At 58.1% G+C, this 18,972-nt stretch carries 18 protein-coding genes; 3 read left to right on the top strand and 15 right to left on the bottom strand.

The window, feature by feature from the left end; all coding sequences use genetic code 11:
• Positions 1 to 83 precede the first annotated feature (83 nt).
• Complete coding sequence (gene glgC / locus AB5Y92_RS11355; RefSeq protein WP_139459496.1) at positions 84 to 1,358, bottom strand: glucose-1-phosphate adenylyltransferase; 1,275 nt, start codon at positions 1,356 to 1,358, stop codon at positions 84 to 86.
• A 189-nt stretch (positions 1,359 to 1,547) separates the two neighbouring features.
• Between glgC and AB5Y92_RS11360 the strand changes: the two genes are divergently transcribed.
• Positions 1,548 to 3,188 carry an EAL domain-containing protein gene (locus AB5Y92_RS11360; protein ID WP_368226804.1) on the top strand — a complete coding sequence of 547 codons (1,641 nt, stop codon included), beginning with the start codon at positions 1,548 to 1,550 and terminating at the stop codon, positions 3,186 to 3,188.
• Here the strand turns inward: AB5Y92_RS11360 and AB5Y92_RS11365 are convergent.
• The 9 genes from AB5Y92_RS11365 to AB5Y92_RS11405 all read right to left on the bottom strand — a co-directional run bounded on the left by AB5Y92_RS11365 (position 3,151) and on the right by AB5Y92_RS11405 (position 11,297).
• Positions 3,151 to 3,645, bottom strand: coding sequence for a hypothetical protein (locus AB5Y92_RS11365; RefSeq protein WP_042055706.1), 495 nt, complete (start codon positions 3,643 to 3,645; stop codon positions 3,151 to 3,153). The two genes, AB5Y92_RS11360 and AB5Y92_RS11365, sit on opposite strands and share 38 nt — an antisense overlap.
• Before the next feature lie 175 nt (positions 3,646 to 3,820).
• The gene (locus AB5Y92_RS11370) at positions 3,821 to 4,183 is read right to left on the bottom strand and encodes a DUF2750 domain-containing protein (protein WP_005337077.1); all 363 of its coding nucleotides are present in this window, start codon (positions 4,181 to 4,183) and stop codon (positions 3,821 to 3,823) included.
• A gap of 180 nt (positions 4,184 to 4,363) precedes the next feature.
• Entirely contained in the window at positions 4,364 to 5,668 is a 1,305-nt protein-coding gene (locus AB5Y92_RS11375) for an inosine/guanosine kinase (RefSeq protein WP_019445536.1), read from the bottom strand.
• 186 nt (positions 5,669 to 5,854) lie between these two features.
• A complete protein-coding gene (locus tag AB5Y92_RS11380; protein ID WP_005359993.1) occupies positions 5,855 to 6,247 on the bottom strand; it encodes an MAPEG family protein in 393 nt (130 codons plus the stop codon).
• A 34-nt stretch (positions 6,248 to 6,281) separates the two neighbouring features.
• Positions 6,282 to 7,256, bottom strand: coding sequence for a ferrochelatase (hemH, locus tag AB5Y92_RS11385; protein ID WP_162517664.1), 975 nt, complete (start codon positions 7,254 to 7,256; stop codon positions 6,282 to 6,284).
• Positions 7,257 to 7,354: 98 nt separating this feature from the next.
• Entirely contained in the window at positions 7,355 to 7,999 is a 645-nt protein-coding gene (gene adk, locus AB5Y92_RS11390) for an adenylate kinase (RefSeq protein WP_005337083.1), read from the bottom strand.
• 303 nt (positions 8,000 to 8,302) lie between these two features.
• Positions 8,303 to 9,061, bottom strand: a complete 759-nt coding sequence (gene miaE, locus AB5Y92_RS11395) for a tRNA-(ms[2]io[6]A)-hydroxylase (RefSeq protein WP_167556638.1) — start codon at positions 9,059 to 9,061, stop codon at positions 8,303 to 8,305.
• A 205-nt stretch (positions 9,062 to 9,266) separates the two neighbouring features.
• Complete coding sequence (purF, locus tag AB5Y92_RS11400) at positions 9,267 to 10,787, bottom strand: amidophosphoribosyltransferase (protein ID WP_005351229.1); 1,521 nt, start codon at positions 10,785 to 10,787, stop codon at positions 9,267 to 9,269.
• 21 nt (positions 10,788 to 10,808) lie between these two features.
• On the bottom strand, positions 10,809 to 11,297 hold the full coding sequence (locus AB5Y92_RS11405; RefSeq protein WP_181221988.1) for a CvpA family protein: 489 nt from the start codon (positions 11,295 to 11,297) through the stop codon (positions 10,809 to 10,811).
• An 8-nt stretch (positions 11,298 to 11,305) separates the two neighbouring features.
• Here AB5Y92_RS11405 and AB5Y92_RS11410 point away from each other — a divergent pair, with 8 nt between their 5' ends.
• Positions 11,306 to 11,482 (top strand): hypothetical protein, encoded by a 177-nt coding sequence (locus AB5Y92_RS11410; RefSeq protein WP_155396129.1) that lies wholly within the window; start codon positions 11,306 to 11,308, stop codon positions 11,480 to 11,482.
• A 2-nt stretch (positions 11,483 to 11,484) separates the two neighbouring features.
• On the opposite strand, the gene serS is transcribed toward AB5Y92_RS11410, so the two are convergent.
• The 5 genes from serS to lrp all read right to left on the bottom strand — a co-directional run bounded on the left by serS (position 11,485) and on the right by lrp (position 18,400).
• A complete protein-coding gene (gene serS, locus AB5Y92_RS11415) occupies positions 11,485 to 12,780 on the bottom strand; it encodes a serine--tRNA ligase (RefSeq protein WP_005337087.1) in 1,296 nt (431 codons plus the stop codon).
• Between the two features lie 306 nt (positions 12,781 to 13,086).
• Positions 13,087 to 14,424, bottom strand: coding sequence for a replication-associated recombination protein A (locus AB5Y92_RS11420; protein WP_368226805.1), 1,338 nt, complete (start codon positions 14,422 to 14,424; stop codon positions 13,087 to 13,089).
• Between the two features lie 76 nt (positions 14,425 to 14,500).
• Positions 14,501 to 15,109, bottom strand: coding sequence for an outer membrane lipoprotein chaperone LolA (gene lolA, locus AB5Y92_RS11425; protein ID WP_236295462.1), 609 nt, complete (start codon positions 15,107 to 15,109; stop codon positions 14,501 to 14,503).
• Positions 15,110 to 15,189: 80 nt separating this feature from the next.
• Entirely contained in the window at positions 15,190 to 17,706 is a 2,517-nt protein-coding gene (locus tag AB5Y92_RS11430; protein WP_368226806.1) for a DNA translocase FtsK 4TM domain-containing protein, read from the bottom strand.
• Between the two features lie 202 nt (positions 17,707 to 17,908).
• On the bottom strand, positions 17,909 to 18,400 hold the full coding sequence (lrp, locus tag AB5Y92_RS11435) for a leucine-responsive transcriptional regulator Lrp (protein ID WP_005300047.1): 492 nt from the start codon (positions 18,398 to 18,400) through the stop codon (positions 17,909 to 17,911).
• Positions 18,401 to 18,550: 150 nt separating this feature from the next.
• On the opposite strand from lrp, the gene AB5Y92_RS11440 reads away from it, so the two are divergent.
• The coding region (locus AB5Y92_RS11440; RefSeq protein WP_368226807.1) for an alanine dehydrogenase at positions 18,551 to 18,972 on the top strand (422 nt) is incomplete at its 3' end.

The raw sequence follows: 18,972 nt of genomic DNA on the forward strand, positions 1-18,972 counted from the left end.
CCTCGCCATTCACCAGCATGAAAAAGGGAGCAAGTTTGGCTCCCTTTGCATTACAGCGTCTGACACAGTTTCAAGGGCCTTCCTCAAACCAGCTTGTCCAGCATCTCCTTGGTCACCAGCACAATTCCCTGCTCGGAGCGGTAGAAGCGGCGGCTATCCTCATCGGCATTCTCGCCCACCACCAGTCCATCGGGCAGCACACACCCTTTATCCACCACCACCCGGCGCAGACGGCAACCGGCGCCAATCTCGACCCCGGGGAAGATGATGGCTTGATCCAGGGTGCAGAAGGAGTGCACCCGCACATTGGTAAAGAGTACCGAATTGAGCACGAACGATCCGCTGACAATGGTACCGCCCGAGAACATGGAGTTGATGGTCATGCCGTGCTGGCCATTGCGATCCTGCACAAACTTGGCCGGTGGCGTCAGGGTCTGGCTGGTCCAGATAGGCCAGTTCTGATCGTAGATATCGAGCTCGGGCAGCACGGAGGCGAGATCCATGTTCGCTTCCCAGAAGGAGTCCAGTGTACCCACGTCACGCCAGTAGGGCTTTTGCCCCTCGCGTGCCCCGACACAGGACATGTTGAAGGGGTGCGCAAAGGCCATCCCCTCCTCCACAATGCGGGGGATCACATCCATTCCGAAGTCGTGTTTGGAGTCCTGATTGTGAATATCCTCCTCCAGCAATTGGTAGAGGTACTCCGCCTCGAAGATATAGATCCCCATGGAGGCGAGGGAGCGGTCATCGCAACCCGGCATGGCAGGCGGATTGGCCGGTTTTTCGACGAAGGCGCGGATCTTGCGCTGCTCGTCGATATCCATGATCCCGAAGGCGGATGCCTCTGCCCGCGGCACTTCGATGCAGGCTACCGTCACCTTGGCACCGAGGCGTACATGGTCGAGCAGCATGGCGGCATAATCCATCTTGTAGATGTGATCCCCAGCCAGCACCACCAGGTATTTGGGGCCGTAGTCACGAATGATATCGACGTTCTGATAGATGGCATCGGCGGTGCCGCGATACCAGTGCACCTCATCCACCCGTTGCTGGGCTGGAAGCAGGTCGATGAACTCGTTCATCTGGTAACGCAGGAAGGACCAGCCCGATTGCAGGTGACGCAGCAGACTGTGAGATTTGTATTGGGTGACTACACCAACGCGGCGGATCCCCGAGTTGATACAGTTGGAGAGCACAAAGTCGATGATCCGGAATTTGCCACCGAAATGGACGGCAGGCTTGGCGCGGTTGTCAGTCAACTGCTTCAGGCGACTGCCACGTCCACCTGCCAGCACCAGTGCCATACTCTGGTTCAACAATTGTCGTGCTTTGGCACTATTTTCTGGCTCTAACAACATGATTTACCTCTGCCTTGTTTGATCTGTTTTCAACTCATCTTCGCCTGTTTCGGTACCTGTGAAAGTGGTTTCACTCACATTTAACCGATTTCAATTGACCCTTTTCACCGAGTTGCGAGGAATAGCATGCTTTGCACCGCAAGCTTGGTTAAAATTCCCTCATAAAGCAGCCACTTCAAGGATAAAAAGATGGTTCACAAGCTTGGACGCCCCCTCTTCATGATCGCCACCATAGTGACCATACCCCTGCTGCTCCTGCAAGCAGTTTGGTTAGCCCTGCAGAGCACACCGCTCACTTTGGCCATTATTCTGGCCACCACACTGCTTGGCATGATCCTGCTGTTGATGCTGGCCATCCGCACCATGGATGGCATGCTCCAGCATCAGGAGCTCACCTGGGTCAAGGCGATCAGGGGGCGGGCCCCCTCACAACTCGATGAGCCCGCCTCCCAGGAGGTACTGCAACAGCTGCTGGAACAGTTCGAAAGCGCCGAGCAGAGCGCCCATCGCCAGCTGACCGAGCTCAGCAACCTGGCCACCACCGACGAGCTGACCCAGCTACTCAACCGTCATGCATTTCGCCGCGACATGACCGAGTTGCTGCAGAGGGATCAGGACCCCCAGACCGCCACCCTGGTGCTGATCCGTGCCACCGAGCTTGGCAAGATCAACGCCCAGCGCGGCTTCCAGTCTGGTGATGCCTACATCAAGGACATGGCGGCCCTGATCAAGCGGGTGGTAAGCCGCTTCCCGGGCAATCAGGTCTATCGCATCTCGGGGGCCGATTTTGCCGTGCTGGTACAACCGGTGGCCAATATTCCCCCCCATCTGCTGGGGCAGGATTTAAAGGTGGCCTTCGATCACTATCAGGATCAGCACGAGCTGGAGAGCACCGGTTACTCGGGGCTGACCAAGCTCAGCAGCGGCCAGAAAATCGAAGCGGTGCTGGCCAGAGCGGATCTGGCGCTGGCTCGCGCCCAGACCGAAACCATCAACGGCTGGGCCATCCAGCAGGATGACAGCGCCTCCGATCTGCAGGGGCAACACCACTGGCGCGACGTGCTGACCGACGTGCTGGCACAGGAGCGGCTCAGCTTTACCTACCAACCGATCCAGCCCCTGCACCGCAGCATGCTGGCTTACAACGAGATCTACACCCGCTTCAGCGGCAATGACGGCACCGCCCTGCCCACCGACACCCTGTTTGCCATGGCCCAGCGGCTGGATATGGTGATGCGGCTGGAGCAGCTGGTCATTACCCACATCATGCGTCAGTACCGGGCCTTTGGTGCCAACCAGAGTCGCTGGGGGATCAACCTCTCCCCCAACTTGCTGCAAAACAGCGCCTTCCTGATCTGGCTTGACCGCCAGCTGCTCAAAGATCCCAATACCAGCGCCAATCTGGTGTTCGAACTGGATGAAGAGCATCTGGAACGCAACCTGACAGGCGCCAAGCGGGTGTTTGAATTGCTGCGCCGCAACGGCAGTCGCTCGGCCATCGCCAATTTCGGCAAGGGGATCGGCTCCTTTACCCTGTTTCGCGAGCTCAAGCCCGACTACATCAAGCTGGACCCTGCCCTGATCACCGGACTGGAGCAGGATCAGACCAACCAGCAGTTCGTGCGGATGATCGTCGATGTATCGCATCGGATGGGGTGTCAGGTGATTGCAGAGGGGGTAGAACAGCTTGGTCAGAAACAGCTGCTGCAGGGGATGTACGTCGATGGCTTGCAGGGCTATCTGATCGCCCGGCCGCAACCGCTGCGACCGGATATCAGCCAACTGGGGCTCTTTACTGAGGATGCTTCAGCTTCAAAAGGGTCAGAATGATGTCATTGAGCTGGCGATAGCGTTCCAGCTCTTTCTGATCGTAACGGGTCGCCAGCGTGGTGGGGTTGTGGCGATTCTTGAGGTAACGGTTGATTTGCAGGCGATTGAACCCCGCCACCTGATAGACCTGGCCAAGCAGGGTATTGAGCTCATCGTGCTCCAGACCGGCTCTGGCCAGATAGTCCCCATCGGCGGGACTCTCGGTCTGGTGGCTCCACTTGCCAATGCGACCACTCTCCTGCAGATAGCTGAGCCACTGTTCGATATAGAGAGGTTTACACCCCGCCAACAGGTTGAAAAAGCCCACCGCATCGCAACGACAACCGCTCAGGAGCACGACCGCCAGCTGATCATCATCGCACTGGAAGGTCACTGGTCCGGCTTGCGCCCAATCCAGCGCCTGCACCCGAATGCTGGCCTTCTCACCCGCAGCTCCCGTTACGTCGAATACAAACATGGCGCTCCTCCCTTGGCAAAAGGTTGATGATGGACCATCCCCCTGACAGGTGCAAAGGCAAATCGGCTTTTAACTCATCAATCGGGCCATTCGACCATAAAAAAGACCGGCACCCTCACGGGTGCCGGTCTTTGTCCCGATGGCCTGTACGTTCAGGCCATCAATGGAGGCGCTTTCAGGCGTCCAGTTCAACCAGAGCCTTGGCCAGCTCGATGGGTTCGAGCTCCTGGCCTTCCAGATCGGCGTTCCAGTTCGGGCCGACCAGTACATCGTCTTCATCCAGATCGTTGATCCAGATATCGAGAAACTCTTCCAGATCGATCACTTCCGGCTCGTAATCGGCCCACTCGTCGACGCAGTGCAGACGGGCGTCCTCTTCGGCAGACCAGAGCGGCATCACGTCGGCATCTTCAAATTCGGCGGAGCGGCAGACGACCCAGTCTTCCCCATAGCGCAGACCCCACACCTGACCCGACTCGCGGACTTGTTCGATAAACAGTTGGAAATTGGCGTCAAGGTTGTCGTTAAGCATGCTCATGGGATTCTCTCTTTCTTTCGGGTGCTGCGGTATTGTCGGGCGACAATACGATGGCCAAATGGTGTCGCAAAAGTGACATGGACTCAAGCATATTGGGGTTATTCTGGGAAAAAAGCCGGGATAACTCATATTTGCCTGCAAAAACGCCTCCCGATGGAGGCGTCTTGCAGATTCAGGAGATCAACGCTCCCAGTAAACCTCTTCTAGGCTGTCCTCTTTCTCCGGCAAACCGCGGGAGAGACGTGGGCTGCTCTGGGCCAACACCTCGTAGCTGACGCGGTTGGCATATTTGCACACCTGGGCCAGTGAGGAGTAAGTCAGGAACTCGGAGATGTGCTTGGCGGAGTTGGGCACATTCATCCGGTGATAAGAGTTGGCCACCATGTCGTGCAGCACGGCGGAAAGGGCGCCATCCCCTGCCCCGTTGGTGTTCTTGATCTTCTCCGGGCCACCCATATACGGGGAGATGTGGGAGTAGATACGGGCCGGTTTGCGGCACTTGGCACGGGCCATCGGGCGGCTGAACTCATACATGTTGAACTCGGGGATAACGCCCGGCAACAGGGTATGAGTGGTCTCGCGCTTGTAGTCCTCGTCGGTGTAGCTCGCCATATAGAGGCCGATGGGGCCAGCAGTACAGAGCACCATGTCGGCCCAGTCGAGCGCCTTGTCGGCCGCACCGAGCGGATCAGCGATACCGGTCAGGGCTTCACCTTCGTCTTCGTTCATCGCCAGCACGGTCACGTTTTCGGCAATGAAGTCGCGCCACCACTGGGGGTTTTCGTCGATGACGAAACGGGTGCCCAGGGTCAGCACCACGGGAATACCGGCCTCGCGGGCATAACGCACAGCAGTCATGGCCGCCTCTTTCATCGGATCACCATCGTCACCACGCACCAGATAGGCGGTGATCACCAGGGCAGACGCCCCTTTGATCACATCCTCCGGAATATGCTGCACATCCAGCTGGTTCATCTTGCCGGCGTTGATGCCGAAGCTGCGCTCGCCGCACTCGGTGATGAAGGTGAAGCAACGGCCGATGGGGCCATCAACCGGCTGCAGATAGTCCAGATTGACGCGGGAAGAGGTGTTGCACAGATAACGGTAGGCGTAGCAGCCGATGCGAATGTCCTGACTCATCACACCCAGCAGGATGGAGTGGGAGTCGGCCAGTACCGAGTAGTTGTGTACCGTGTTGCCGATGGTGCCACCGGCAAACTCGCTCACCACCATGTTGTTGGCCTTGAGCTCGTCATAAATCCGTTCGGCTACATCATCACTGATGACGACGGAGTGCCCCTTGCTCAGACCATAACGGGTCAGAAAGTCTTCATCCACATGGGCTTCGATATCAACCAGGGTCTGATCAATCCCGACGACGTAGGCTTTGCCCAGCTCGGTTAACAGGGGATTTTGCGGAACCAGGGGATCGCGTCTGTCGACAGGGAAGTAGTGTTTGGACTTGCGCTGACCGGGAAATTTCATGGCAATGTTCTGTGCTCTGGGGGAAAGAGGGGCGGGATTTTAACACAATCCGCCGCCCCGAAAAGTCGCCCTGTTTAAATAATGGAGTCAGTATAGACAAGGCTTGCAAGGAAAAACGTTTGCCTTTTCACCATAAAAAAACCACCCCGTCCGAGGTGGTTCCCTAGCATAAAAAAGCGCCTGTTTTCAGGCGGCCGCCATGCCCTGCAAAAGGGCCAGTACCGAAAAGAGGCCGAGGGCGAGCCAGAACAGCAAGGTACCCAGAAAACGGGGCACATTGGGGGCTTTGGGGATCTGGATGCCGATGGCATGCAGGATGCGGCCGACCAGCAGCATGGCGCCACCGGCATGCAGCCAGAGCGCACCGGCACCGGAGAGCTCGCACAGCGCCATCAGCAGCAGGGTCAGCGGCACATACTCGGCAAAATTGCCGTGGGCCCGGATCGCCGCCAGCAGCTCGGGGGCCTCCCCCTGCCCTATCATCACCCCGAACTGGGCGCGGCGTTTGACCACCCAGAAGGAGAGCCCCAGAAACAGCAGCCCCAGCAGGCCTGCGTAGATCAGCGTGATATGTACCATGACTCGACTCCTTGTTTGACTGACTGCCGGTCACTCATGCCAATTCGCGGCAGATGAGCGAGACCATCATCCTGATGTGGGCCTGATCGCTGTTGAGGGCCGGAATATATTCAAACCGCTCGCCACCGGCCTCCATGAAGATCTCCCGGTTCTGTACCTGAATTTCCTCGAGGGTTTCGAGGCAGTCGGCGGCAAAGGCAGGGCAAATCACATCGAGCCGCTTGATGCCCGCTGCAGGCATACCGGCGATGGTCACGTCTGTGTAGGGCTTGAGCCACTCCTCCTTGCCAAAGCGGGACTGGAAACTGGCCGTCCACTGCCCGGCCTCCAGCCCGAGCGCCTCGGCCAGCAGGGTGGCGGTGTGGCGACACTGGTGACCATAGGGGTCCCCTTCGTTCTCGTAGCGCTCGGGAATGCCGTGGAACGACATCAGCAGATGATCACCCTGACCGTGCTGCTCCCAGTGACGGCGTACGCTCATGGCCAGCGCCTGAATGTATTCGGGATGGGCGTGATAATCACGAATGAGCCGTACCACCGGCAGATTGCGCTCTCTCTTCATCGCCTTGCCCCAGGCATCGAAGACCGAGGCGGTGGTACTGACCGAATATTGCGGATAGAGCGGCAACAGGATCACCCGGTTGACCCCTTTGGCCTTGAGCGCCTGCCAGCCATCATTCACTGACGGGGAACCATAGGTCATCGCCAGCTCTACCGGCACCTCAACCCCCTCCCGCTTGAGCTCCTGCTCCAGTGCGGCGCGCTGCTGCTTGCTTATCACCATCAGCGGCGAGCCCTGCTCGGTCCACACCTGCTGATAGAGCTTGGCCACTTTGGGCGAGCGCGTCGGCAAGATGATGAAGTGGAGCAGCGGGCACCAGAGGTAACGGGGCAGGTCCACCACACGGGGATCGTGCAGGAACTGGCTGAGGAACGCTTTGACGGCAGCGGTGGTCGGTGCGGCTGGGGTACCCAGATTGACCAGCAATATTCCGGTTTTCGTGGTCACGTTGGCTTCCTGTCTATCTGTCATTATGCAAAAAGGGCCCGACAGGGCCCTTCTCTTTATTTATCTGATGGCACGGGAAACAGTGCCGACAGCAAAGATCAGCCCAGAATGGTGGCAAGCTGCTTGCTGACCAGATCAACCGGCTGGGTGCCGTCGATCTTGACGTAACGGGTGTGGCCCGCTTCCGCCTCTTTGCCGTAGAAACCGATCAGCGGCGCGGTCTGCTGATGATATACATCCAGACGCTTGCGTACTGTGGTCTCTTCGTCGTCGGCGCGGATCACCAGATCTTCACCGGTCACGTCATCCTTGCCTTCCACTTTCGGCGGGTTGAACACCACGTGGTAGGTACGGCCGGAGCCGGAGTGAACGCGACGGCCGCTCATACGCTTGACGATCTCTTCGTCCGGCACATCGAACTCCAGCACGAAATCAACCACGACACCGGCGTCCTTCATGGCTTGCGCCTGAGGAATGGTGCGCGGGAAACCGTCCAACAGGAAGCCTTTGGCGCAGTCCGGCTGAGCGATGCGCTCTTTGACCAGACCGATGATGATGTCGTCAGAGACCAGCTGACCTGCGTCCATCACAGCTTTGGCTTTCAGACCGAGCTCGGTGCCCGCTTTGATCGCCGCACGCAGCATATCGCCGGTGGAGATCTGGGGAATACCGTGTTTTTCCATGATGAACTGAGCCTGGGTACCTTTGCCGGCGCCCGGAGCCCCCAACAGAACAATGCGCATACACGCTCCTATTGATTGGTTATTCAAATCTTGCGAAGGCAAAAAAGTACACGGTTTCGCCCGTTTCTACAAGGGTGAGCCACTTGAATGAGCACTTTATCACCACAATAACCGGCTGATCGAACAGGATTTCATCGCAAAGGGAAGACGCAAAAATAGCCAGGGATTCAGCATAGAGCGCCAAAAGCAGGAAGGAGGTACGACAGAAAAAAAGATCCCGGCTCAGGGCCGGGAATTGCGCTAAAAAGTAACTACTTGTCGCTCGTAGTAGGAACAGGGCAATAGTAGTTTGCCCCCTGTGCGTCAACAACTGTCAGATGTGACAGGCAGGCCGCTATGAAACCGGAACTGCGGATCCGGCGAGCAGATTAGCTCGGCTTCCAACTTGCCAAAGAAGGCCACCCGCTCGCTGATATCCTCCCCTGCGTACTGTTCGGCCAGGCTCAGGTAATCCTGATAGTGGCGCGCTTCGGAGCGCAGCAAAGAGACATAGAAGCGGCTCAGCTCTTCGTCCAGATGGGGCGCCAGCTTGGCAAAACGCTCGCAGGAGCGGGCCTCGATATAGGCGCCGATGATCATCTTGTCGACTATGGTGGCTGGCTCATGGGTGCGCACATGCTGCATCAACTGGCGGGCATAGCGGGAGGCCGTCACCGGCCCGTATTCGATGCCGCGGGCCTGCATGATCTCCAGCACCTGCTCGAAGTGATGCAGCTCCTCCTGAATGAGACGCACCATGGGAAACAGCAGCGGATTGCGCTCCAGCTCGGCAAAGACGGTGCGATCAGACTCCCCCATGCTGCGTTTGCCCAAGATCTCGGCCTTCTCCGGAATGGTGTCCAGCTCGCGATAGAACTCCAGCTTGGGCAGCAGATGACGCTTGCCCTTGGGCAGGCAGTAGCGGCGCACCAGACTGTGTGCAGTGAGTGCAGCCTTGGTCTCGCAGTTGGCGTGATCGATGAGCAGGGTTGGCAAACGGGCAGGATCCCGCGCCATCTCCACCCACTCGTCAGGGGTTTCGCACTGCAAGAACTGGCGCACGGGGGCTAGCAGATCATCCATCTGAACTCTCGTCTCTTAAAAGCGTATCGATCATATATGTTGCCGCCTATGCTAGCGGATCCCGCTGGCCATGCCCATATCCGGCAAGATAAACGGATGTTTTTCAAACAGATACCCCCTACCCCTTCTGCCGGTGTGAGGCAAAAACGACAATGGGGGCCACTGGCCCCCATCTCGCTATCTCATCCGGCAAAACCGCAAACGTTTAACTGCCTTCGTTAAAAATTTCCAGATTGCTGGTGCCTTCCTGCCACTCACGCACCGCTTTGGTGTCATCGTTGCGCAGGGCGTTGAGGTGATCCAGATAGGACTGGTCCACGTCGGAGGTGACGTAGTGGCCATTGAAGACCGAGGTCTCGAAGTGACGCAGATCCGGGTTGATCTCCCGCACGGCGGCTTCCAGATCTTCCAGATCCTGGAAAATCAGACCGTCAGCGCCAATCAGCTTGCACACCTCTTCCACTTCACGGCCGTGGGCGATCAGCTCGTTGGCGGTGGGCATATCGATGCCATAGACGTTGGGGAAGCGAATTTCCGGCGCCGCCGAGGCGAAGTAGACCTTGGCTGCCCCCGCTTCACGGGCCATCTGGATGATCTGTTCGGACGTGGTACCACGCACGATGGAATCGTCCACCAGCAACACCTTCTTGCCCTTGAATTCGGAGCTAATGGCGTTGAGCTTGCGACGCACCGACTTCTTGCGCTGGGTCTGGCCCGGCATGATGAAGGTACGGCCGATGTAGCGGTTCTTCACGAAGCCCTGACGGTATGGCAGATCCAGGGTGTGGGCGATCTCCAGCGCCACGTCACAGGAGGTCTCGGGGATAGGGATAACCACATCGACGTCGAGATCTTCCCACTCGCGGGCAATCTTCTGACCCAGCTTGCGACCCATGTTGAGGCGGGCGGCGTAGACCGAGACCTTGTCGATGCACGAATCGGGACGGGCGAAATAGACGTATTCGAAGATGCAGGAGCTCATCTGCGGATTTTCCGCACACTGCTCGGAGAAGAGCTGGCCCTGCTCGGTGATGTAGATGGCTTCACCCGGCGCAATATCCCGCACCGTCTCGAAACCGATGGCGTCGAGCGCCACGCTCTCGGAGGCGAGCATGTACTCCACCTGGCCCTGCTCGTCCTGACGACGACCGAGGATCAGTGGGCGAATGCCGTTGGGATCGCGAAAACCGATGAGACCATGACCGATCACCAGCGAGACCACCGCATAAGCGCCGCGGATCTGCTGATGGGTTCTGCGCACCGCGGCGAAGATATCTTCGGGGCGCAGGGCCATCTTGTCACAGCGATCCAGCTCGTGAGCCAGCACGTTCAGCAACACTTCCGAGTCGGAGGTGGTGTTGATGTGGCGACGGGCGACCTTGAACTGCTGCTCCTTGAGCTCCTTGGCGTTGGTGAGGTTGCCGTTATGGGCCAGCACCATGCCGTAGGGTGAGTTCACATAAAAAGGTTGGGCTTCAGCGGCACTTGAGCTACCTGCGGTGGGATATCTGACATGACCTATGCCGATGTTCCCTTGCAGACGCTGCATGTGGCGCACTTCAAACACGTCCTTCACCAGGCCATTGGCCTTGCGTTGCCGGAAGTTTCCACTATCAATGGTCACGATCCCGGCGGCATCCTGTCCCCTGTGCTGCAACACCGTCAAGGCGTCGTAGAGGGCCTGATTGACGGGGGTGGTGCCAACTATACCGACAATACCACACATGTCTTTGCTACCTCGAAGTCACTATACCTGTTTAAGAAAACTGGATGAGTTCAACATGAACCCGAAAAACCACTGGATCACCGGCTTGAACTCCGGCACCAGCTTGGACGCCACCCACCAGTCGCTCTGGGAGAGGCTGGTGAAGGTATCCATGAAAAAAAGCAGGGCACTGACGATCAGCACCCCGCGAATTGCACCGAAGCAGACCCCCAGCACCCGATCGGTACCGGAGAGACCCGTCTTGTCCACCAACAGGCCCACCACATAGTTGACCACGCTGCCGAGGATCAGGGTCGCCACAAACAGCGCCGCGATGGCCAGACCGTTGCGCACCAGCGCATCGGAGAAAGAGGTAAAATAGGCGGCGAGATCAGGATAGAAATGGCTGGCAATAAAGAAGGCAACGAACCAGGTGACGAGAGACATGGCCTCTTTGACGAAGCCGCGCACCAGGCTGATGAGTGCAGAAAAACCGACGATGCCGATGATGGCGTAATCAATCCAGACCATAGAAAAAGATGTCCTGCGAAATTGCGGCGCAGTCTAACAAAAACGATTGCGCATTGCTTGATAAAAATGTGTTAACTGTTCAAAGCGACGCCGAAAAGCCGCATTTTTTCAGCACTAAAACGGTTGATCGGCGCCAGAATGCACAACGCCATGGCAATGCCATGGCGTTGTGGTCTGCGGTGTGAGCTTACCCGATGTGGGTCAGGCCACCCATGTAGGATTGCAGCGCAGCCGGGATGGCGATGCGGCCATCTTCCTGCTGGTAGTTCTCCATCACGGCAACCAGGGTACGACCCACTGCCAGACCGGAGCCGTTCAGGGTGTGCAGCAGCTGCGGCTTGCCGTCGATACGCACGCGAGCCTGCATGCGGCGCGCCTGGAAGTCGGTGCAGTTGGAGACAGAGGAGATCTCGCGGTAAGTGTTCTGGGCCGGCAGCCACACTTCCAGATCGTAGGTCTTGGAAGCGCAGAAGCCCATGTCACCGGTAGAGAGCGCCATCACGCGATACGGCAGCTCCAGCAGTTGCAGCACCTTCTCGGCGTGACCCACCATCTCTTCCAGTGCATCCCAGGATTTCTCCGGGTGAACCAGCTGAACCATTTCAACCTTGTCGAACTGGTGCATACGGATGAGACCACGGGTATCACGACCGTAGGAACCGGCTTCAGAGCGGAAGCAGGGGCTGTGGGCGGTCATCTTGATTGGCAGCTCTTGGGCGTCAAAGATCTCGTCACGGGCCATGTTGGTGAGCGGCACTTCAGAGGTCGGGATCAGAGAGAACTTGCGCACCTTGCCCTCTTCTTCCCCTTCGCCTTCGATACCGGTATTGAACAGGTCTTGAGCAAATTTCGGCAACTGACCGGTGCCATAGAGGCTGTCCGGGTTCACCAGATAGGGCACGTAGCACTCGGTGTAACCGTGTTGCTGAGTGTGCAGATCCAGCATGAACTGAGCCAGGGCACGGTGCAGACGGGCAATCTGACCCTTCATCACCACAAAACGGGTACCGGAGAGTTTGACGCCGTTCTTGAAGTCAACGCCCTTGGCCGCTTCGCCCAGATCGATGTGATCGCGTACCGGGAAGCTGAACTCGCGCGGGGTCCCCCAACGGCGCACTTCCACGTTGTCGTTCTCGTCACGGCCCACCGGAGTGGTCTCGCTCGGCAGGTTGGGGATGGCGTCGGCAATGGCTTTCAGCTGGGCCAGCAGGGCATCCAGCTCGACCTTGCTGGTTTCCAGCTCGTCGTTGATCTTGGTCACTTCGGCCTTGAGCGGGGCAACATCTTCACCACGACGGGCAGCTTCACCGATGGATTTGGAGCGGGCGTTGCGCTCGGCCTGCAGCTCCTGGGTACGGGACTGCAGATCCTTGCGTTTCTCTTCCAGAGCGTTGACAGCCGCTACGTCCAGAACGTAGCCACGTGTCGCCAGACGAGCGGCAGCCTCTTCGATATCGCTGCGCAGATATTTGGGATCCAGCATGGTTTACCTACTTTTTTAAAATGGGATCTGGGCCTGAGTCGTCATGACGGGCTGGGAAACAGATCCGGAAGTTAACATCGGTTGGCGCACCCCAATCGTCTTCAGAATCGGGCCTTAACTATCAGGCCTTCGAGATCAAGAAGATGGCGCAAGGCCAAGACAAGCGGGGTCAGACGGGCAGTGTAGCAGACCGCCCCCCCGCCCGAACAGGGACTATTTGTGTCGTTTTTACCGACTTTGGCACGCAAACCGTCCTGCATATTCAAACGCCTGACCAATTTTCAGCCATGCGAGGTAACAAAGGGGCTATTTGCCCCGTTGCTGCGGACTTTGCCTGTCCAGTTCATGGAGGTAATCGAGCTTCTGGCCAATCTGCTTTTCAAGGCCGCGATCGGTGGGCTGGTAGTACTGCTTGCCGGCAAGCTCGGGCGGGAAATACTGCTCGCCCGCAGCATAGGCGCCCGGCTCGTCATGGGCGTAGCGATACTCGGCGCCATAGCCCAGATCGCTCATCAATTTTGTCGGCGCATTGCGCAGGTGTACCGGCACCTCGAAGTCAGGGAGGTTTTTGGCATCATGAAGCGCCGCCTTCCAGGCGGTATAGACCGCATTGCTTTTCGGGGCACAGGCGAGATAGACGATCGCCTGGGCGATGGCCCGCTCCCCTTCCGCCGGACCAATTCGATGGAAACAATCCCAGGCCGACAGGGCGACCTGCATAGCGCGCGGATCGGCATTGCCCACATCTTCCGAGGCAATCGCCAGCAAGCGGCGGGCAATATAGAGGGGATCGCAACCGGCGCTCACCATGCGGGCGTACCAATAGAGCGCCGCATCCGGCGCCGAGCCGCGAATGGATTTGTGCACAGCCGAGATGAGGTCGTAGAAGTGATCGCCCCCCTTGTCGAAGCGGGCCACATGCTCCCCCACCACGGCAGCGAGCAGGGAGCTGTCGATCACCCGCGCCCCAGTGCTGTCGGTTTCGGCCATGTCGGCCAGAAGCTCCAGATAGTTGAGAGATTTACGCCCGTCCCCATCCACCGCCTTGGCCAACGCCTCTTTGACGCCGGGGGCGAAGGTGAGTGCCGGATCATTGATACCACGGGGATCGGTCATCGCCTGATCGAGCATGGCGAGGATATCGCTCTCCTCCAGTCGCTTGAGCAGATAGACCCGGGCTCGTGAGAGCAGTGCGTTGTTGAGTTCGAACGAGGGGTTTTCTGTGGTGGCACCGATAAAGGTGATGGTGCCATCTTCGATGTGAGGCAGGAACACATCCTGCTGGCTCTTGTTGAAGCGGTGCACTTCATCCACGAACAGAATGGTACGCACCCCGCGCCAGCTGTTCTCCTTCGCCTTGTCGATGGCGGCGCGAATCTCCTTGATACCGGAGGTGACCGCAGAGAGTCGCTCCACTTCCGCCTGGCAGTAGTGAGCCATCAGCTCCGCCAGCGTAGTCTTGCCGGTACCGGGCGGCCCCCACAGGATCATCGAGTGGCAGTGACCCGCCAGAATGGCTTTGCGCAGGGGCTTGTCAGCCCCCAGGATATGTTGCTGACCGATATACTGGTCGAGGTTTTGCGGCCGCATCCGGGCCGCCAGCGGACGAAAGTCCGATGAAAAATCCAGTGACAAGTTACTCATCTGTATTGACCACCCAGCGTCACGCCACTCGCCTTTGACTGGCGCAGTGGCGAGCAATCCAACGACCGCTTGCTCATTAGCGCTGGTCGTCCAGCTCGACCCCCTTCGGGATCTTGAAAACAAATTCGTTGCCCTTGAGCACCGGCTTGCGGTTGAAGCTGCTCAGGGTGAATTCACTCCACTGCCCTTGCGCCTCTTTCACATCGAAACGACTGATGTTGTCTTGTCTGTCGAAGGTGACACGGAAGGAGGCAATCAGCTCATCCTTGTTGCGGCTGGTGACGGTGTAGACATCGCCCTGCTGGGTCACGTCATAGTTCTTCCAGAACTTGTCGTCATTGCCGGCGATCAGAATAAAGGGAGTGTTGAGCACCGCATCTTTCAGCTTGAGGGCGGTCACCTGCTCGACGAAGGGATCATAGACCCAGACATCCTGACCATCGGCCACGATCAGGCTCTCGTCCGGCGAGGTGGTGTGCCAGTTGAAACGGTTTGGCCGCTGCACCAGCAGATCGCCGCTGGCCTTTTGCAGCTCCTTGCCCTTGCTGTCATAGACGGTCTGGGTAAATTTGGCGGAGAAGAGGCTCACCCCCGCCAGCTTCTGTTTGAGATCACTGGCCGCATCGGCCCACACCTGGCTGCTGGCCATCAGCAGCACGGTACCCATCAACAGTTGTTTTTTCATCACGCTCTTCATAAAGACGCTCTCGATAAAAGGCCACGCCCGCGGAGGGCATGGCCAGGGATAGTATGAAACGGTGAGGCTTAGTCCCGCACCGGCGGCGGTGCCAGCACGTCGCGCTGACCATTGCCACCCGGTGAGCTTACGATGCCCTGACTCTCCATCTGCTCGATGAGACGGGCTGCCCGGTTGTAACCAATCTTGAACTTGCGCTGGACGCTGGAGGTCGAGCCACGGCGGGACTCCACCACGAAAGCAACCGCTTCGTCGAACAGGGGGTCCAGCTCTTCGTCGCCACCACCGCCATATTCGCCGCTGCCACCTTCGCCACCCGACTCACCGGAGAGGATCTCCTCGATGTAGTTCGGCTCGCCGCGCAGTTTCCAGTCTGCCACCACCTTGTGCACTTCATGGTCATCGACAAACGCACCGTGTACCCGGGTCGGGTTGGAGGTACCGGCCGGCATGTAGAGCATGTCGCCCATACCGAGCAGAGATTCGGCGCCGCCCTGATCGATGATGGTGCGCGAGTCGATCTTGCTCGACACCTGGAACGAAATACGGGTCGGGATGTTGGCCTTGATAAGACCGGTAATGACATCCACCGACGGACGCTGGGTCGCCAGAATAAGGTGAATACCGGCGGCCCTCGCCTTCTGGGCGATCCGGGCGATCAGCTCTTCCACCTTCTTGCCGACGATCATCATCATGTCGGCAAACTCGTCCACCACCACCACGATGTGGGGCAGTTTCTCCAGCTCCGGCGGCATCTGATCCATGGAGTCACCCGGGCGCCACAACGGATCCAGCAGAGGTTCCCCCTCCTCGATGGCAGCCAGTACTTTGTCGTTGTAGCCCTTGAGGTTGCGCACCCCGACCGCCGACATCAGCTTGTAACGGCGCTCCATCTCCCCCACGCACCAGCGCAGAGCGTTGGCGGCGTCCTTCATATCGGTCACCACCTCGGTCAGCAGGTGCGGGATCCCTTCGTAGACGGAGAGTTCCAGCATCTTGGGGTCGATCATGATGAAACGCAGGTCATCGGGGGATGACTTGTAGAGCATCGAGATGATCATGGTGTTGACCCCTACCGACTTACCGGAACCTGTGGTACCGGCCACCAGCAGGTGCGGCATCTTGGCCAGGTTCACTACCACCGGCTCGCCGGCGATGTCCTGACCCAGGCCCATGGTGAGCGGGTTGCGGCTATCGCGGAAAGCATCGCAGTCGAGGGTTTCGCGCAGGTAAACGGTCTGACGCACCCGGTTGGGCAGCTCGATCCCCACATAGGTCTTGCCCGGGATCACCTCAACCACCCGCACGCTGCTGGCAGACAAAGAGCGGGCCAGATCGCGCGACAGGTTGGTGATCTTGCTCGCCTTCATGCCCGGCGCCAGATCCAACTCGAAACGGGTAATAACCGGACCCGGATAGACACCCACCACCTTGGCCTGCACGTTGTAGTCGGCAAGCTTGGCCTCCACCAGACGACCCATGCGATCCAGCTCATCCTTGCTCATCATCTGGGTCTTGGCGGGTGGACGGTCGAGCAGTTCGATACTCGGCAACGGCGGCAGCGTAGATTGCGGACGACGCTTGGGCTTGGTCGGTGCGACTGCAACAGGTGCGGCGATCTCGTCGTCCCCTTCGGCCCAGGGCAGATCCAGATCGTCCTCATCATCGTCATCGGCCACAGCCAGTACCGGCTTGCGGCGACCATTGGCGGCCGCCACCGCACGTTTCGGCTTGGCAGCCGGAGCCGGCTCGTCCTCTTCATCATCAAACTGGGGATCGAACTCGAAGGTATCGTCGTCGAGTTCCGGCAGCCACTCTTCGGAGGCAGCCTTCTGGTTCTTGGCCTTGGGCTTGGGCGTCCAGCTGGTGTGCGGCTCATCTTCCTCGTCATCAAACGCGATGGCCCCTACCCCACCTTCCAGCAAGGGATCCGGCCCCTCGTTGCGGGGTTGACGCCAGCCACCGGTCAGCCAGCGGCCGAGGGTGGTCGGGAAGTGGTAAACAGCACTGACAGAACCGGTACAGGCCGCGCCGATCTGCTCGACGATGGTGAGCCAGGACCAGCCGGTAAACAGGGTGATGCCGGTTGCCACGAAGCAGAGCAGCATCAGGTTGGCCCCGACGCCGCCAAACAGCGGTACCACTGCAGAAGCGATCACATCCCCCACCAGACCACCGGCGGAGAAGTTTTGCATATCGTTGAAGTTCATGCTGGCAATGGCCGACATGCCGAGCACGGTCAGGATAAAGCCGATGATCCGCACCCCCAGGGTGAGGTAATCCACATCGAGCAGACGGCTCGGGCGCCAGAACAGACTCCAGCCCAGCAGCACCACCAGCGGCGGCACCAGATATGAGAAGGCCCCAAAGGTAAACATGGTGATGTCAGCGAGCCAGGCACCGGCACTACCGGCGAGGTTCTTCACCTCCCCTTGCCAGGAGGTCTGGGACCAGCCGGGATCCGCGGGATGATAGGACAACAGGGCAAGCAGAAGATAAGCAGCCATCAGGGTGATGGCGATCAAGACGGCTTCGAAGATCCGTTGTGTACCTGATAAAGGAGTAAACAGCTTTTTATCGGCCAAACTCCGGCTCCTTTCTGAAAACATGTAATGCAGGAAATAAGGGGGCCTAGTATCCCCGAAAAGCCCATCGATTGTCAGCCAGAGCCTGATGGGACGGGGCCATATTTGCAATTATCTTTACAAGAAGAAACGAGCGGACCGGCCGCTCGTTTCTGACTGTCATGGTGTCTCATATGGAAAAGATACCACGGCATAACCTGCTTTATCGGGTGCTGATCACCAGACGACTGCTCTGCTTGACCTCTTCCATCACCACATAGGTGCGGGTGTCATTGACACCGGGCAGACGCAGCAGGGTTTCCCCCAACAGACGGCGGTAAGCCGACATGTCGCTGACTCGGGTCTTGAGCAGATAGTCGAAGTCACCGGAAACCAGATGACACTCCTGGATCTCTTCGAGTACCTGAACAGCCTTGTTGAACTGTTCAAACACATCAGGCGCCCCGCGATTGAGGGTTATCTCTACGAACACCAGCAGAGATGCGTCCAGATAATGAGGGTTCAGAATAGCGGCATATCCTTCGATATAACCTTGTCGCTCGAGGCGACGAACCCGTTCCAGACACGGTGTAGGACTCAGGCCAACTCGCTTGGACAACTCAACATTCGAAATCCTGCCATCCTTTTGCAGTTCATTAAGAATGTTGCGGTCAATCCTGTCCAAATCCTTTAGCCGACTCTTAGCTTCCATCATTTTATTCCATCCTTTGGCTATTTTTTGGTAAGAATCACCAGTTATTTTATAATTATGGTCACAAATCCTGTCAATACCTGAATATACTAGGCGCAAATGTTGGTTAACATTTTGGCAACATGAAACACCAATCTATAGACGAGGGATAGCATGATTATCGGTGTACCTAAAGAGATAAAAAACCATGAATACCGCGTAGGCATGGTTCCGGCCAGTGTACGTGAACTGACAGCACGAAACCATACTGTTTTCGTCCAAAGCGGTGCCGGAAACGGCATTGGCTTCAGCGATGCAGATTATATCGCTGTTGGAGCCGAAATTTTGGCCTCTGCTGCAGAGGTTTTCGCCAAAGCCGAGATGATCGTCAAGGTCAAGGAACCTCAGCCTGTCGAATGTGCCATGCTGCGTCCGGGTCAAACCCTGTTCACCTATCTGCATCTGGCGCCAGACTTGCCCCAGACCGAAGCCCTGCTGAAAAGCGGCGCCATCTGTATCGCCTATGAAACCGTCACCGACGGCCGTGGCGGCCTGCCCCTGCTGGCCCCCATGTCGGAAGTCGCAGGTCGCATGTC

This window comes from Aeromonas sp. R1-1 (assembly GCF_040908495.1).
Classification (GTDB): Bacteria; Pseudomonadota; Gammaproteobacteria; order Enterobacterales; family Aeromonadaceae; genus Aeromonas; species Aeromonas veronii.